Annotated in this window: 14 protein-coding genes; 8 read left to right on the forward strand and 6 right to left on the reverse strand. The window is 67.6% G+C overall.

Annotated features, from left to right (window positions below; all coding sequences use genetic code 11):
• The 8 genes from J8I35_RS28150 to J8I35_RS28185 all read left to right on the forward strand — a co-directional run.
• On the forward strand, window positions 1-396 hold a 396-nt coding region (locus J8I35_RS28150; protein WP_124557380.1), incomplete at its 5' end, for an aminotransferase class III-fold pyridoxal phosphate-dependent enzyme.
• A gap of 62 nt (window positions 397-458) precedes the next feature.
• The gene (locus J8I35_RS28155; protein ID WP_050014288.1) at window positions 459-1574 is read left to right on the forward strand and encodes a polyamine ABC transporter substrate-binding protein; all 1116 of its coding nucleotides are present in this window, start codon (window positions 459-461) and stop codon (window positions 1572-1574) included.
• 186 nt (window positions 1575-1760) lie between these two features.
• A complete protein-coding gene (gene potA, locus J8I35_RS28160) occupies window positions 1761-2915 on the forward strand; it encodes a polyamine ABC transporter ATP-binding protein (protein WP_089488887.1) in 1155 nt (384 codons plus the stop codon).
• Between the two features lie 10 nt (window positions 2916-2925).
• Window positions 2926-3912: an ABC transporter permease subunit gene (locus J8I35_RS28165; RefSeq protein WP_209928074.1), complete on the forward strand. Its 987-nt coding sequence runs from the start codon at window positions 2926-2928 to the stop codon at window positions 3910-3912.
• On the forward strand, window positions 3909-4748 hold the full coding sequence (locus tag J8I35_RS28170; protein WP_050014285.1) for an ABC transporter permease subunit: 840 nt from the start codon (window positions 3909-3911) through the stop codon (window positions 4746-4748). Before J8I35_RS28165 ends, J8I35_RS28170 begins: the two co-directional genes overlap by 4 nt.
• A 112-nt stretch (window positions 4749-4860) precedes the next feature.
• Window positions 4861-6426 (forward strand): DUF3138 family protein, encoded by a 1566-nt coding sequence (locus J8I35_RS28175; RefSeq protein WP_209928079.1) that lies wholly within the window; start codon window positions 4861-4863, stop codon window positions 6424-6426.
• A 94-nt stretch (window positions 6427-6520) separates the two neighbouring features.
• Entirely contained in the window at window positions 6521-7825 is a 1305-nt protein-coding gene (locus J8I35_RS28180; RefSeq protein ID WP_209928085.1) for an FAD-binding oxidoreductase, read from the forward strand.
• 25 nt (window positions 7826-7850) lie between these two features.
• A complete protein-coding gene (locus tag J8I35_RS28185) occupies window positions 7851-9152 on the forward strand; it encodes an FAD-binding oxidoreductase (RefSeq protein ID WP_209928087.1) in 1302 nt (433 codons plus the stop codon).
• Window positions 9153-9207: 55 nt separating this feature from the next.
• Here J8I35_RS28185 and gor read toward each other — a convergent pair whose 3' ends face one another.
• The 6 genes from gor to J8I35_RS28215 all read right to left on the reverse strand — a co-directional run bounded on the left by gor (window position 9208) and on the right by J8I35_RS28215 (window position 14859).
• Window positions 9208-10563: a glutathione-disulfide reductase gene (gene gor, locus J8I35_RS28190; RefSeq protein WP_124557374.1), complete on the reverse strand. Its 1356-nt coding sequence runs from the start codon at window positions 10561-10563 to the stop codon at window positions 9208-9210.
• Window positions 10564-10804: 241 nt separating this feature from the next.
• Window positions 10805-11029 carry a hypothetical protein gene (locus J8I35_RS28195; RefSeq protein WP_050014343.1) on the reverse strand — a complete coding sequence of 75 codons (225 nt, stop codon included), beginning with the start codon at window positions 11027-11029 and terminating at the stop codon, window positions 10805-10807.
• A 374-nt stretch (window positions 11030-11403) separates the two neighbouring features.
• Window positions 11404-12525, reverse strand: a complete 1122-nt coding sequence (locus J8I35_RS28200) for a porin (protein ID WP_050014280.1) — start codon at window positions 12523-12525, stop codon at window positions 11404-11406.
• Between the two features lie 336 nt (window positions 12526-12861).
• Window positions 12862-13608 (reverse strand): YoaK family protein, encoded by a 747-nt coding sequence (locus J8I35_RS28205; RefSeq protein WP_050014279.1) that lies wholly within the window; start codon window positions 13606-13608, stop codon window positions 12862-12864.
• Between the two features lie 58 nt (window positions 13609-13666).
• Window positions 13667-14194, reverse strand: coding sequence for a chromate transporter (locus J8I35_RS28210; RefSeq protein ID WP_050014278.1), 528 nt, complete (start codon window positions 14192-14194; stop codon window positions 13667-13669).
• Window positions 14191-14859 carry a chromate transporter gene (locus tag J8I35_RS28215; RefSeq protein WP_209928095.1) on the reverse strand — a complete coding sequence of 223 codons (669 nt, stop codon included), beginning with the start codon at window positions 14857-14859 and terminating at the stop codon, window positions 14191-14193. The genes J8I35_RS28210 and J8I35_RS28215 overlap by 4 nt, the downstream gene beginning before the upstream one ends.
• Between the last annotated feature and the right edge of the window lie 51 nt (window positions 14860-14910).

Here is a 14910-nt window from a genome sequence, read left to right on the forward strand (position 1 = left end):
CCGGTGGCGGCGGCCGTCGCGGTCGCGAACCTGAAGCTGCTGCGCGACGAGGGGATCGTCGAGCGCGTGAAGACCGACACCGGCCCGTACTTCCAGGCGCTGATGCGCGAAACCTTCGCGCGTCATCCGATCGTCGGCGAAGTGCACGGGCACGGGATGGTCGCGAGCCTGCAACTGGCCGAAGCGCCGGCCGAACGCCGCCGCTTCGCGAACGGCGGCGACGTCGGCACGATCTGCCGCGACTTCTGCTTCAACGGCAACCTGATCATGCGGGCGACCGGCGACCGGATGCTGCTGTCGCCGCCGCTCGTGATCTCGCGCCAGGAAATCGATGAACTCGTGTCGAAGGCAAAGAAGGCCGTCGATGCCACCGCCCAGCAACTGGGTATTTCGTAACGGTTTTGCCTACAGGCGTGCGGCGGGCGCCGCACGCCGCCATCACCCAAGGGAATTCCACCATGCGTGCCTGCTTACTTCGCCAAGCCTGTTCCATCGCGGCCCTTGCCGCGGTGGCCGCGTTCACGTCGGTCGCCAGTCCGTCGGCTCATGCCGAGGACCTGAACGTCTACAACTGGTCCGACTACATCGCGCCGGACACGATCCCGAACTTCCAGAAGCAGACGGGTATTCACGTCAAGTACGACAACTACGACAGCGACGACACGCTTCAGGCGAAGCTGCTGGCCGGCAGCTCCGGCTACGACATCGTCGTGCCGACGTCGAACTACATGGCCAAGCAGATCCAGGCCGGCGTGTACCAGAAGCTCGACAAGTCGAAGATTCCGAACCTCGCGAACCTCGACCCGCTGCTGATGAAGATGATCTCGGATGCCGATCCGGGCAACCAGTACGGGGTGCCCTGGGCGTACGGCACGGACGGCATCGGCTACAACGCACAGGCGGTGAAGAAGGCGCTCGGCGACAAGGCGCCGGTCGACAGCTGGGCGCTGGTGTTCGATCCGGCCAACATGGAGAAGCTGAAGAGCTGCGGCGTGTCGTTCCTCGACCAGGCCGTCGACGTGTTCGCTGCCACGCTGCAGTACATGGGCAAGGACCCGAACAGCAAGAACCCCGGCGACTACCAGGCTGCGTTCGAAGTCCTGAAGAAAGTCCGCCCGTACATCACCCAGTTCAACTCGTCCGGCTACATCAACGACCTCGCGAACAACGACGTATGCGTCGTGCTCGGCTGGTCGGGCGACGTCGGCATCGCGCACCGCCGCTCGGCCGAAGCGAAGCGTTCGTACGACATCAAGTTCTCGAATCCGAAGGAAGGCGGCCTGCTGTGGTTCGACGTGATGGTGATCCCGAAGGATGCACCGCACCCCGAGGCCGCGCTGAAGTGGATCAACTACATTTCCGACCCGAAGGTCAACGCGGCGATCACCAACACGGTGTTCTACCCGACCGCGAACAAAGCCGCGCATCAGTTCGTCACGCCGGCCGTCGCGCAGGACCAGACCGTCTATCCGCCCGAAGACGTGCTGAAGAAGATGGTGCTGATGAAGCCGATGCCGGCCGAGATCCTGCGCCTCGAGAACCGTCTGTGGGCCCAATTGAAGACGGGCCACTGATCGCGATGCCTCACGGCGGCGCAGGCATCGCGGTCCGCCTGCCCGCCTGACATTCGCGGACCTCCGTCCGCCCGCGCGCCACGCGCGCTGTTCCATCCGGCACGAGCCGTTGCTCGCGAGTCGCGTTGCGCGCCTCGCGTGGGGACGCTCACGCCTGCAATCCGTGAAGAACGAATGGTGACTCCCATGCAATCGATACCCTCTTCCGCTGCTGCACGCCAGACCCAACCTGCCGCCGCACCCCGTACGCAAAACGATGCGTTCGTGCGCATCGAAAACGTCGTGAAGAAATTCGGCGACAGCACGGCCGTCGACAACGTGAACCTGACGATCGCGAAGAACGAGCTGTTCGCGCTGCTCGGCAGTTCGGGCTGCGGCAAGTCCACGCTGCTGCGCATGCTCGCCGGGCTGGAAACGGCGACCTCCGGCAAGATCTTCGTCGACGGCGAGGACCTCGCGTCGCTGCCGCCGTACCGCCGCCCGGTCAACATGATGTTCCAGTCGTATGCGCTGTTCCCGCACATGACGGTCGAATCGAACGTCGCGTTCGGCCTGAAGCAGGAAGGCACGCCGAAAAACGAGATCAGGGAACGCGTGGCCGATGCGCTCGCGCTCGTGCAGATGACCAAGTACGCGAAGCGCAAGCCGCATCAGCTGTCGGGCGGCCAGCAGCAGCGCGTCGCGCTCGCCCGCTCGCTGGTGAAGCGCCCGAAGCTGCTGCTGCTCGACGAGCCGATGTCCGCACTCGACAAGAAGATCCGCCAGAAAACCCAGCTCGAACTGGTGAACATCATCGAGAAGGTCGACGTGACCTGCGTGATGGTCACGCACGACCAGGAAGAGGCGATGACGATGGCGAGCCGCCTCGCGGTGATGAGCGAAGGCAAGATCGTGCAGATCGGTTCGCCCGGCGAAGTGTACGAATACCCGAACAGCCGCTTCTCGGCCGAATTCATCGGCTCGACCAACCTGTTCGAGGGGCGCGTGGTCGAGGACGAGCCCGACCACATCTTCGTCGAAAGCGACGATCTCGAGAACCGCATGTACGTGAGCCACGGCGTGACCGGCCCGCTCGGGATGCCGGTCGGCATCTCGGTGCGCCCGGAGCGCGTGCACGTGTCGCGCGAGAAGCCGGGCGCGCGGCACAACTGGGCGCGCGGCGTGGTGACCGACATCGCGTACATGGGCAGCTACTCGCTGTACCACGTGCGTCTGCCGAGCGGCAAGACGGTGGTGTCGAATCTGTCGAGCTCGCACCTGATGAACGACGGCGCGCCCGCGTGGAACGACGACGTGTTCGTGTCGTGGTCGCCGGCCAGCGGCGTCGTGCTGACGCAATGAGGACGCGACGATGAGAACCTCCGCTTCCACGCCTTCCGCGCCGGTGCCGACCGGCGCCGCACGCACCGGCGCGGGTCACGCCAGCCGCCGCCGCTTCGCCGCGCTGTCGCGCTTGCTGCCGTCGGGCCGCACCGTCGCGATCGGCGTGCCGTTCCTGTGGCTGGCCGTGTTCTTCGCGCTGCCGTTCGTGCTGGTGCTGAAGATCAGCTTCGCCGACCAGGTGATGGGCATCCCGCCGTACACGTCGCTCGTCGAGTTCAAGGACGGCGTCGTGCACTTCGCGCTGCAGCTGTCGCACTACGCGTTCCTGCTGCAGGACGACCTGTACATCGCGACCTACCTCAGCTCGCTGAAGATGGCTGCCGTGTCGACAGTGCTGTGTTTGCTGATCGGCTATCCGATGGCGTACTACATCGCGCGCTCGGAGCCGAACCGCCGCAACGTGCTGATGATGGCCGTGATGCTGCCGTTCTGGACGTCGTTCCTGATCCGCGTGTACGCATGGATCGGCATCCTGAAGGACGACGGCCTGCTGAACCACACGCTGATCGCGCTCGGCATCATCCACACGCCGCTGCGGCTCTATCACAGCGATGCGGGCGTCTACATCGGAATGGTCTATTCGTACCTGCCGTTCATGGTGATGCCGCTCTATGCGCACCTCGTGAAGATGGACCTGACGCTGCTCGAAGCCGCGTACGACCTGGGCGCGAAACCGTGGGTCGCGTTCACGCGCATCACGCTGCCGCTGTCGAAGAACGGGATCATCGCCGGCAGCCTGCTGGTGTTCATCCCGGCGGTCGGCGAGTACGTGATTCCCGAACTGCTCGGCGGCGCCGACACGCTGATGATCGGCCGCGTGATGTGGGATGAATTCTTCAACAACATGGACTGGCCGATGGCGTCCGCGGTGACGGTCGCGATGGTGCTGCTGTTGCTGGTGCCGATGGCGCTGTTCCAGTACTACCAGGTCAAGGAACTGGAGGACGCGAAATGATCAAGCCGAGCAAACCGCTGTCGACGGGCGTTCTCGCCTTCGGCTTCCTGTTCCTGTACATCCCGATCATCAGCCTCGTCGTGTATTCGTTCAACGAATCGAAGCTGGTGACGGTGTGGTCGGGCTTCTCGCTGAAGTGGTACGCGGCGCTGCTGGACGACGACGAGCTGCTGACCGCCGCGTGGCTGTCGCTGAAGATCGGCCTGTTGACGGCCACCGCGTCGGTCGTGATCGGCACGTGGGCCGGCTTCGTGCTCGCGCGCTTCGGCCGCTTCAAGGGCTTCACGCTGTACACGGGGATGATCAACGCGCCGCTGGTGATTCCGGAGGTGATCCAGGGGATCTCGCTGCTGCTGCTGTTCGTCGCGCTGGAGCAGATGTTCGGCTGGCCGAAGGGGCGCGGGATGGCGACGATCTGGATCGGCCACGTGATGTTGTGCGTGTCGTACGTGGCGATCATCGTGCAGTCGCGCGTGAAGGAGATGAACAAGTCGCTCGAGGAGGCCGCGCTCGATCTCGGCGCGACGCCGCTGAAGGTGTTCTTCGTGGTGACGCTGCCGCTGATCTCGCAGGCGCTGCTGTCGGGGTGGCTGCTGTCGTTCACGCTGTCGATCGACGATCTGGTGCTGTCGGCGTTTCTGTCCGGGCCGGGCTCGACGACGCTGCCGCTGGTGGTGTTCTCGCGCGTGCGCCTGGGCTTGAACCCCGAGATGAATGCGCTGGCGACGCTGTTCATCACGGCCGTGACGATCGGCGTGATCGTCGTGAACCGGATGATGATCGCGCGCGAGCGGCGCCGGATGGCCGACTTGAAGGCCGCGTTCGCGATGGCCTGAACGCTCGACTCCTTCAACGATAACAAGCAGTGCAGACAAGCATGACGCGCCGCCCCGGGGGGGGGCGCGATTCGATCCCGTTTTGACAGGCGCACGACTAGGAGAATCCGCAATGAAGAAGAAACTGATCTGCCTGCTGGTGGCCGGCGCGTTGCCGGGCGTCGCGCTGGCCGGTTCCACCTCCGCCGAAATCAAGGCGCTGCAGGCGCAGGTCGCGGCGCTGCAGAAACAGATGAAGGCGATGCAGGCGCAACTCGCCGCGAAGCCGGCCGGCGCGAGCGGCGGCATGGCCGGCGGCGGCAACGCGGTCGCGGTCGCCGCCGATCCGAGCTCGCCGGATTACGGCCGCGCACGCGCCACGCTGACCAACGACGAGGTCAGCGAAATGAAGCAGCAGATCGCGAACCAGCAGCTGAAGGTCGACTCGCTGACCGACGCGGCCACCACGGGCCCGCTCGCCGGCCTGTCGGTCACCGGCTACATCGATCCGACCTACATCTACAACCGCGCGGCCGGCACGTCGTCGTTCCTGTTCGCGAACCACGAGAACGCGTACAACTACTTCAACAGCACGTTCGGCGACCTCTACCTCGACATCAAGAAGACGTTCGGCGTCGGCCCGATGGCGCCGTCGGCCGAAATCACGCTGATGCCGAACCGCGGCAACGGCATCACGCTGCTGCAGAACTCGCGCGGCTCGATCACCGACAACCTGCTGAACACCGCGGTCATCAACGTGCCGATCACCGCGGAAACGACGCTCGTCGCCGGTTTGATCCCGAGCTTCGGCGGCTACGAAGTGCAGCAGTCGAACCAGATGCTCACGCTCACGCACAACCTGCTGTACGATTTCTCCGATCCGGGCAGCTACGTCGGTGTCGGCGCGAACTACACGAAGGGCGCCTGGGCGTGGAAGTTCTTCCTCGGCAACGAGCAGTACCGCACCTACGGTTCGGTCACGCAGACGGGCACCAATGCGCTCGGCGACCCGATCACCACGAGCAACAAGGTGCCGACCTTCACCGCGCGCGCGGACTACACGTGGTCGAGCGCGCTCGATCTCGGCGGCTCGTTCAACATCGGGCGGCAGACGCTGTCGAGTGCGATCGATTCGGACGGCGTCGTCCACTACGGCCCGGGCGGCGCGGCGCCGAGCGGGTACGGTTCGTTCTTCTTCGGCGAACTCGACGCGACCTACACGCTCGCCGATATTCAGTACAACGCCGAAGTCGACTACGGCCGGCAGCAGCATGCCGCGTTCAACGGCGGGCTCGCGCAGTGGTACGGGCTGTCGCTGCTCGCGCACCGCAAGTTCAACGCACCGGTGGTCGGCCGCATGGGCGTGACGCTGCGCTACGACCTGCTCGCGAACTCGAAGAACGGCGGCGGCGGCGGCGGCATCGCGCTGAACGGCAACGGGATGGACCCGAGCAACGGCTTCGGCGTCGATGCGGACTGCCTCGCGCAGTCGAAGGCCGGCGGCGGCCTGGGCTTCGAGTGCAAGGGCGCGGTGCGCCAGGACGTCGCGCTCGACCTGCTGTTCTATCCGACCCAGCAGATCACCGTGAAGGTCGAATACCGGCACGACTGGGCGAACAACAAGGTGTTCCTGCGCAACGACGGGTCGTACGGCAAGTCCAACGACCTGCTCGCGACGCAGTTCATCTATTCGTTCTGATGCAGCACGCGCGGGGCGCCGTGCCGCACGCACGGCGTCCCGCGCCGTTTTCCGGCTGCGCGCCGTTCGCAGCCTTGTCGAGGGAGTCAGTTTCATGACGCAGTCTTTCACCCGCCGCGCCGAGGCGCTCGCGCGCGACTCGTATTACGAAGCCACGGCCACACGACCCGTGGCCGACGATCCGATCCTCGAGGATGCGATCGACGTCGACGTCTGCGTGATCGGCGCCGGTTTCGCGGGCCTGTCGACGGCGCTCGACTGCCGCGCGCGCGGGCTGTCGGTCGCGGTGATCGATGCGCACCGGCCCGGCTGGGGCGCGTCGGGCCGCAACGGCGGCCAGGCGATCACCGGCTTCGCGAAAGACGAGGTGATCGAGAAACAGCTCGGCGCCGACGGTGCGCGCGCCGCGTGGTCGCTGTCGCTCGACGGCGTCGCGCTGATCGCCGAGCGCATCGCGCGCTACGGGATCGACTGCGACTTCACGCGCGGCTACCTGACCGTCGCGACGAAGCCGCGCCGCGTGGACGACCTGCGCGCGTGGATGAATGCCGCGACGTCGCGCTGGGGCCACCCGTCGCTCGCGTGGCTCGATACCGGCGAGATCCACGCGCGCATTGCGTCGACGCGTTATCTGGCCGGCGTGCACGACCCGCTGTCGGGCCACCTGCATCCGCTCAAGTATTGCCTCGGCCTCGCCGATGCCGCGCGCCGCGAAGGCGTCGCGCTGTACGCGCACACGCCCGCGCTCGACGTCGTGCGCGGCGCGCGGCCGGTCGTGCGCACGCCATCCGGCGAAGTGCGCTGCCGCTTCGTCGTGTCGTGCTGCAATGCGGGCCCCGGCGGTGTGCTGCCGGCCGCGACCGCCGCGCGCATCGCGCCGATCGCGTCCTACATCATCGCGACCGAGCCGCTCGGCCGCGCGCATGCCGACGCGCTGATCGCCCGACGCGAAGCCGTGTGCGACAACAACTTCTTCCTCGACTACTTCCGGCTGTCGGCCGACGACCGGATGCTGTTCGGCGGCCGTGCGAATTCGGCCGGCGCGTCGCCCGCCGCGCTCGCCGAAGCGATCCGGCAGCGCATGGTCGGCGTGTTCCCGCAGCTCGGCGACGTGCGCGTCGAGCACGCGTGGGGCGGCTTCGTCGACGTCACGCGCAACCGCGCGCCTGACTTCGGCGCGATCGATCCGAACTTCTTCTACGTCCAGGGCTTCAGCGGGCACGGCGTCGCGCTCACCGGGATCGCCGGACGCGCGGTCGCCGGCGCGATCGCGGGCGACACGCGCGCGTTCGATCTGTTCGCACGCGTGCGTCACCGGCGCTTTCCCGGCGGCGACGCATGGCGGCAACCGGCACTCGAGCTCGGGATGCTGTATCACCGCGTCCGCGAGCTGTTCTGAGCCCTCTCACTCCGCCCTCCTCATCATGCAGACATTCGCCAACCAGCCGCACGTCGCGTCGTACTACGCGGCGACCGTCAACGACACGACCCGCCACGCGCCGCTCGCCGGCTCGACCGACGCCGACGTATGCGTGATCGGCGCGGGCCTCACGGGCCTGTCCGCCGCGCTCAACCTCGCCGAGCGCGGCCATTCGGTGACCGTGCTCGAAGCGTCGCGGGTCGGATGGGCGGCGAGCGGCCGCAACGGCGGCCAGCTGATCGGCGGCTTCGCGTGCGGCATCGACACGTTCGCGCAATTCATGCCGGAAGGCGACGTGAAGCGGATCTGGGACATGGGGCTCGAAACGCTGTCGCTCGTGAAGGCGCGCATCGCGCGGCACGACATCGACTGCGCGCTGGTGCCCGGCTACCTGACCGCGGCGAACACCGAGCGCGACGCCGATGCGCTGAAACGCTGGCGCGACGAAGCCGCGAAGCGCTTCGGTTACGACCGCTTCCACTTCGTCGAAGCGGACGAACTCCCCGACTACGTGCAGTCGGCCCGCTATTGCGGCGGCCTGTACGACCCGGACAGCGGCCACCTCCATCCGCTCAACTACACGCTCGGCCTCGCACGGGCGGCCACCGACGCGGGCGTGCGCATCCACGAGGACAGCTGCGTGACGCACGTGCGCGACGTGTCCGGCGGCCACGTCGTCGAGACGAGCGGCGGCAACGTGCGCGCGCGCTTCGTCGTGCTCGCGTGCAACACCTACGTCGGCACGCTCGCGCCCGCATTGTCGAAGAAGATCATGCCGGTCGGCACCTACGTGATCGCGACCGAACCGCTCGGCGAAGCGCGCGCCGCCGCGCTGATGCCCGCGCGCGCGGCGATCTGCGACAGCCGCTTCGTGCTCGACTATTTCCGGCCGGCGCCCGACACGCGGCTCGTGTGGGGCGGCAAGGTCAGCTATTCGACGCGCGAGCCGCGCGATCTCGCCGCGGCGATGCGCGCGGACATGCTGAAGACGTTCCCGCAGCTCGCGGACGTGAAGGTCGACTATGCGTGGGGCGGCTTCGTCGACATCACGATGAACCGCGCGCCGCATTTCGGCCGCATCACGCCGACGACCTACTTCGCGCAGGGGTTCTCGGGGCACGGCGTGAACACGACCGCGCTCGCGGGCAAGCTGATCGCCGAGGCGATCGACGGACAGGCGAGCCGCTTCGACCTGTTCGACAAGATCCGGCATCGCGACTTCCCGGGCGGCGAGGCGCTGCGCACGCCGGCGCTGGTGCTCGCGATGAGCTGGTATCGGCTGCTGGACGCGTTCGGCGTGCATTGAGCGGCGTACGCCCGCGAAACACGGCCGCGTTGAAAACGCGGCCGCCCGCTTCCCGCTAGTCGCCCACCTTCTGCCGCATCGTCACGAACTCCTCGGCCGCGGTCGGATGAATGCCGATCGTGTCGTCGAACTGCGTCTTCGTCGCGCCCGCGCGAATCGCGATCGCGATGCCCTGAATGATCTCGCCCGCGTCGCGGCCGACCATGTGCGCGCCGATCACGCGCTGGCTGTCGCGCGCGACGACGAGCTTCATCAGCGTGCGCTCGTCGCGGCCCGACAGCGTGTGGCGCAGCGCCTTGAACGACGTGCGGTAGATGTCGACGTCGCCCAGCGTGCGGCGCGCATCGGCCTCGGTCAGGCCGACCGTCGCGACCTCCGGCTGGCTGAACACGGCCGACGGCACGTACGCGTGATCGACCGCCACGCGCGAGCCGCCGAACAGCGTGCGCGCGAGCAAGCCGGCGTCGCGCGTCGCGACCGGCGTGAGCTGCGGCCGCGACGTGACGTCGCCGATCGCGTGGATCGACGGCACCGACGTCGCCGAATACGCATCGACGGCAATCGCGCCGCGTGCATCGAGCAGGATGCCCGCCTGCTCGAGCCCGATCCCGTCGACGTTCGGCACGCGGCCGGTCGCATAGAGCACCTGATCGTACGGCCCGTGCCGCGCGTCGCCGACATGCACGAACAGCGCGCCGTCGTCCGCGCGCTCGATCGATTCGATCACCGCGCGCGGGTGAATCGCGACGCCCTGCTTCGTCATCTCGTCGGTCAGGAACTGGCGCACGTCGTCGTCGAAGCCGCGCAGGATTTTTTCGCCGCGATAAAACAGGTCGACGTGGCTGCCAAAGCCGTTGAAGATGCCCGCGAACTCGACCGCGATATAGCCGCCGCCGACCACCGCGATGCGCTTGGGGCACGTCGCGAGCGACAGCGCCTCGCGCGACGTGATCGCATGTTCGATGCCGGGCCGCGGCGGCAACGACGGCCGCGAGCCGGTCGCGATCGCGATGTGGCGCGCGCGGATCGAGCGATCGCCGATCGCGACCGTATGCGCATCGACGAGCGTCGCGCGGCCGGCGTGCATGTCGACGCCCGATTGCCGCAGCAGGCTGATGTAGATGTCGCTCAGCCGGTTGATCTCGCGGTCCTTCGCGGCGATCAGCGCGGGCCAGTCGAGCGTGCCGGCGCCGAAGGTCCAGCCGAAGCCCTTCGCGTCGTCGAGTTCATGCGGGTAATGCGATGCGTAGACCAGCAGTTTCTTCGGGATGCAGCCGCGCAGCACGCAGGTGCCGCCGATCTGCTCTTCTTCCGCTATGCCGACGCGTGCGCCGTATGACGCGGACATGCGCGCGAGCCTCACGCCGCCCGAGCCGGCGCCGATGACGAACAGGTCGTAGTCGAAATCCATCGCATTCCCTCATCGCAGTTCGGATGGGGTGACGATAGCAAGATTCGGGGATTCGTGCGGCGCGCGGTGCGTGCCGCGCGTCCAATAAAAAACGGCGAGAGACGTGGCCTCTCGCCGGTCAAACCGGCTGGCGGTTGTGCCATGCGTCACCGATCGACCGCATGCCCGACCTGCCGATTGCGCGGCACCGGTCGGCCCAGGCGCGCGAAGGGCGCGCCCGCGGCCGGACCGGCCGCCATGCTCATGCCTGCGACGTGTCGCTGCCGTCCGTCGCCTGCGTATCGTCCGCCTGCTGCGGCTGCTCGTCCTTCTTCTCGAGCAGGCCTTCGATCGCCTCCGCGCCCTTGAAACCGGCGACGGCCGCGGCCGCCTTGGTCAGCAGGCCCGCATCCGGATCCACCTTTTCCACGCCTTCGACGGCAGCCACTGCGCCGGCGATTTCGCCCACAACGTTCAGGATACCCATCGTCATCCCCTTTCAAGAAAATCGTGAGCGCATCGTCCCACGAAAGAAACCGGCGGACCGCGTTTGTCATCGCCGGATACACAAGTTACGCACAGGCCGCCCGCGCTCGCGGCGCGCCGCCGGAACGACGCACGCGCACGCCTGACGGCATGCCACGCGCGATGCACGCAGCGTAGCGGAAAGCCCGCGCGCGGACTGTAAAAGTGTGTTCTGGATCGCCGACGGATCGCTTACGGCGCGGGCCTGGCGCAATGGAGCGTTTGCCGAATAATCGGTTGCGCGTATGAAGGTCGCGTGACGAAAAAAAGAGGCTCCGCGCGGAGCCTCTTCGATGCGCGCCGGACGAAGCCGGCGCAGGCATTGTCCGACGTTCGTCAGAAGATATTGCGCAGGCCGATCGCGATGCCCGTCTGGTTGCTGCGGCCAGGCAGCTCGACGTTCGCCGCGCCGTTCGTCTTGTTGAAGTCGACGGTGCCGTAGATTTCGGTGCGCTTGCTCAACGCGTACTCGGCGATGCCGACGATCGCGTAGCGGTTGCCGCTCGCGAGCGTGCCGTTCGTGGTCATCGCATTGCGCATGTGGTCGTAGTAGAACGCGCCCGTCAGCGTCAGCGGCGCGCTGACCTGCCAGCTCACGCCCGCGAACGGACCGTCGTCGATGCGGCCGGTGCCCTTCGCGACCGGAATCGACTGCTGCGCGAGCAGGCTGTCGACGAAGCCCGTGTCGTCCTTCGAGCGCAGGTAGCCCGCGTAGATCTTCGCCTTGCTGAACGCGTACACGACGTTCGCGTGGTAGATCGTCTGCTTGCGCGCCGAGTTGTCGCTGTTCTGCTGCGCGCCGGCCGCGATGCTGAGCGGGCCCATCACGTACGACAGCGATACGCCCCATGCATTGCCCTTGCCGAGCGAGCCCGGAATCTGGCCCGAGAAGCCGCCGGCGCCGGTCGATTCGTAGTTGGTGCCGGTCGAGTACATCGCCTTCGCCGTCAGGCCCTCGAACTTGCCCGTGTACTTGATCTGGTTGTCCGCATACAGGCCGCCGCCGAGCGCGACCGGCAACCACGCGTTTTCGAGGTAGTTGCCGACGGTCAGAGGATCGTAGGTATCCGCCAGCAGGTCGAACAGCGGCGTCTTCTGGCGGCCGAGCGTCACGGTGCCGTACGGGCTCTGCAGGCCGACGTACGCCGCGCGGTTGAACAGGCGGCCGCTGTCGGCGAATGCGCCGTTCTGCAGGTTCACGCCGCTCTCGAGGTTGAACACGGCCTTCAGGCCGCCACCGAGGTCTTCCGTGCCGTAGATGCCGAAGCGGCTGTTCGTGATCGCGCCGTTGGTCATCGACAGCAGGCCGTCGTTCTTCGCGTTGGCGTTGGTCAGGTAACGGATGCTGGCATCGGCCACGCCCCACAGCGTGACCGAGCTTTGTGCTGCTGCGTACTGGCTGGCGAAGGCCAGCGCCGCGCCCCCTGCGATGACTGCGAGTCGGGTGGTCTGCTTCATGAGCGTTCCTTTTTTTAGGTGTCTCCATTCATGACCGGCCGCGTGCGCAGCCGGGTGGCGATCGCGGCGCGCTCATGGCGCGCGCGACGTGGGGTGAATCATAGGATGAGTACGGAGGCTGAAAGAAATTGAAATGCGCGGCAATCGCGCGATTGTCGTCCGGGAACAACGTTTCCCGCGCGGGGCGTGTTTTCGTGCGGCGGCGGCACGGTGGGCGGCGGCGCCGGCGGGCACGCGCGGCGCTGCAAGGTTCGGCGATGGTGCGGCGTGGTCACGCGGATCGCGGAGAAATCGCCGGTGCGATCGTTGCGGCGGGTTGCGGGTTGCAGCCTGCCGTCAGGCCGTTTGCGTCGCCCCGTCGCTGCTGTCGCCCTGACCACCCTGACCGCCCGCGCCACCCGCACCGCCGTTCCCCGCGCGACGCCACGCACGCCGCACGATTTCCGCGAACGCGCCGACGAGCAGCAGCACGGCGCCCCACAGCGCGATGTCCGGCACGAGCCGCGTCACGAGGCCGCCGACCACCGCGCCGCCCAGGAAACAGAAACTGATCGTCGCGAGCAGCGCCGAGTCGTGCAGCGCGCCCGCGTCGTAGCGCGGAATCAGCCCGACGAACAGCTTCTGCGCGGCGCGCCGCAGGTTGCCGGTCGTCATCACCGACGTGTACGACAGTGCCTCGAGATGGGTGAACGACAGCGTCTGCAGCGTCGCGACGAACGAGATGCCCGGGATCAACCATGCGCTCGACGCGCCGACGACGCCGCTCGCGGCGACGCCGAGAAACGCGATTTCGACGATCAGGCTCACGAACGCCGTATGTCGCATCCAGCCGCGCTGCGCGGCCAGGGCGAGCAGATGCGCGACGAACACCGCGAGCACGAAGCCGCCGAGCGGCGGCACGTGATGCAGCGCGGCGGCCCATTCGCCGGCCGACAGGTTGATGCCGAGCAGCGCGACGTTGCCGGTCATCGTGTTCGCGAACACGTGGCCGTGGCCGACGTACGTGTACGCGTCGAGGTAGCCGCCGGACAGCGTCAGCAATGCGGCGACAGTGAGATTGCGGCTGGCGCCGTCGAGATCCATCGATCCTCCCGTGAAAAGTCGCGCCAGTATCGCGCACGGGAGGGCGGTTGTGCGCCGTTCACTGCCCGATGCCCGTGAGCCCGATCAGCGCGCCGCCCGCGAGCAGCCACAGCGGATGGATGCGCGTGCGCCACGCGAGCACCGCGCATGCGGCCGTGATGCCCCACTGGATCGCGGTGCGGTTCGACGCCTCGGAAATCAGCACCGCGCTGGCCGCGACGAGCCCGGCCGTCACCGGCATCATTCCCTGCTGCACGTAGCGGCGCCACGGCCGGTCGCGAAAGCGCTCCCACGCATGCAGCGCGAGCACCGTCACGATCGACGACGGCCCGAACTTCGCGACCGACGCGACGAGCAGCCCGGCCCAGCCGGCCACGTGCCAGCCGACCAGCGACACGATCATCATGTTGGGCCCGGGCGCCGCCTGGGCCAGCGCGAACAGCGCGGTGAACTCGTGCGCGCTCATCCAGTGGTGCACGTCGACGACCTGCCGCTGCATCTCCGGCAGGATCGTGTTGCCGCCGCCGAACGCGAGCAGCGACAACTGGCTGAAGATCGTCGCGATGGCGATCAGCGTATCGCTCATGGCCGGCGCTCCTGTTGCGTGTGGGGCGAGTCGTGCGCATCGTGCGCGCCTCGCGCGGCAGCCGGCGCCGGCCGCGGCGTGCCGGCCTCGCGGCGGCGCGACGCGAGCCAGATGCTGACGGGCGTCAGCACCAGCATCGTGGTCAGCAGCGGAAGTCGCAGCACCGCGATCGCGACGAATGCGAGTGCCGCAATCGCCGCCGCGGTGCGCGGCGCCCGAAGCAGCGGCTTCGCGACCTTCACGGCCATCGCGACGAGCAGCCCGGCCGCCGCCGCGGCGAGCCCCGCGAACAGGTGCTGCACGCGCGGATCGTTCTGTGTCTTCGCGTACAGCACGCCGAGCGCGACGACGACGAGCGTCGGGCCGGCGATCAGCCCGAGAATCCCGGCGAACGCGCCGGCGACGCCGCGAAAGCGCATGCCGACGGCGACCGACAGGTTGATCACGTTGCCGCCCGGCAGGAACTGGCACAGGCCGAGCAGATCGGTGAATTCGTCGGCGGAGAGCCACTTGCGCTCGTCGACGATCGTGCGCCGCGCGAACGGCAACGCGCCGCCGAACGACATCAGGCCGAGCGACAGGAAGCCGGTGAACAGCTCGGCGAGGCCGACGCTGCGAGGGGACTCGGCAGGCGGCGGGAAGGCGGGCGGCAAAGCGGATTGCATGGGGCTCCTCATCAAACGGTGAATCGAGGTTACCGCCGTTCAGGATTCCGG

The sequence above is a fragment of the Burkholderia sp. CpTa8-5 genome, assembly GCF_017815045.1.
Lineage (GTDB): Bacteria > Pseudomonadota > Gammaproteobacteria > Burkholderiales > Burkholderiaceae > Burkholderia > Burkholderia sola.

Bases quoted from the DNA above. Each gene is read 5' to 3' on its own strand.
- J8I35_RS28155 (WP_050014288.1), top strand. From the start codon at position 459: ATGCGTGCCTGCTTACTTCGCCAAGCCTGTTCCATCGCGGCCCTTGCC.
- potA (WP_089488887.1), top strand. From the start codon at position 1,761: ATGCAATCGATACCCTCTTCCGCTGCTGCACGCCAGACCCAACCTGCC.
- J8I35_RS28165 (WP_209928074.1), top strand. From the start codon at position 2,926: ATGAGAACCTCCGCTTCCACGCCTTCCGCGCCGGTGCCGACCGGCGCC.
- J8I35_RS28170 (WP_050014285.1), top strand. From the start codon at position 3,909: ATGATCAAGCCGAGCAAACCGCTGTCGACGGGCGTTCTCGCCTTCGGC.
- J8I35_RS28175 (WP_209928079.1), top strand. From the start codon at position 4,861: ATGAAGAAGAAACTGATCTGCCTGCTGGTGGCCGGCGCGTTGCCGGGC.
- J8I35_RS28180 (WP_209928085.1), top strand. From the start codon at position 6,521: ATGACGCAGTCTTTCACCCGCCGCGCCGAGGCGCTCGCGCGCGACTCG.
- J8I35_RS28185 (WP_209928087.1), top strand. From the start codon at position 7,851: ATGCAGACATTCGCCAACCAGCCGCACGTCGCGTCGTACTACGCGGCG.
- gor (WP_124557374.1), bottom strand. From the start codon at position 10,563: ATGGATTTCGACTACGACCTGTTCGTCATCGGCGCCGGCTCGGGCGGC.
- J8I35_RS28195 (WP_050014343.1), bottom strand. From the start codon at position 11,029: ATGGGTATCCTGAACGTTGTGGGCGAAATCGCCGGCGCAGTGGCTGCC.
- J8I35_RS28200 (WP_050014280.1), bottom strand. From the start codon at position 12,525: ATGAAGCAGACCACCCGACTCGCAGTCATCGCAGGGGGCGCGGCGCTG.
- J8I35_RS28205 (WP_050014279.1), bottom strand. From the start codon at position 13,608: ATGGATCTCGACGGCGCCAGCCGCAATCTCACTGTCGCCGCATTGCTG.
- J8I35_RS28210 (WP_050014278.1), bottom strand. From the start codon at position 14,194: ATGAGCGATACGCTGATCGCCATCGCGACGATCTTCAGCCAGTTGTCG.
- J8I35_RS28215 (WP_209928095.1), bottom strand. From the start codon at position 14,859: ATGCAATCCGCTTTGCCGCCCGCCTTCCCGCCGCCTGCCGAGTCCCCT.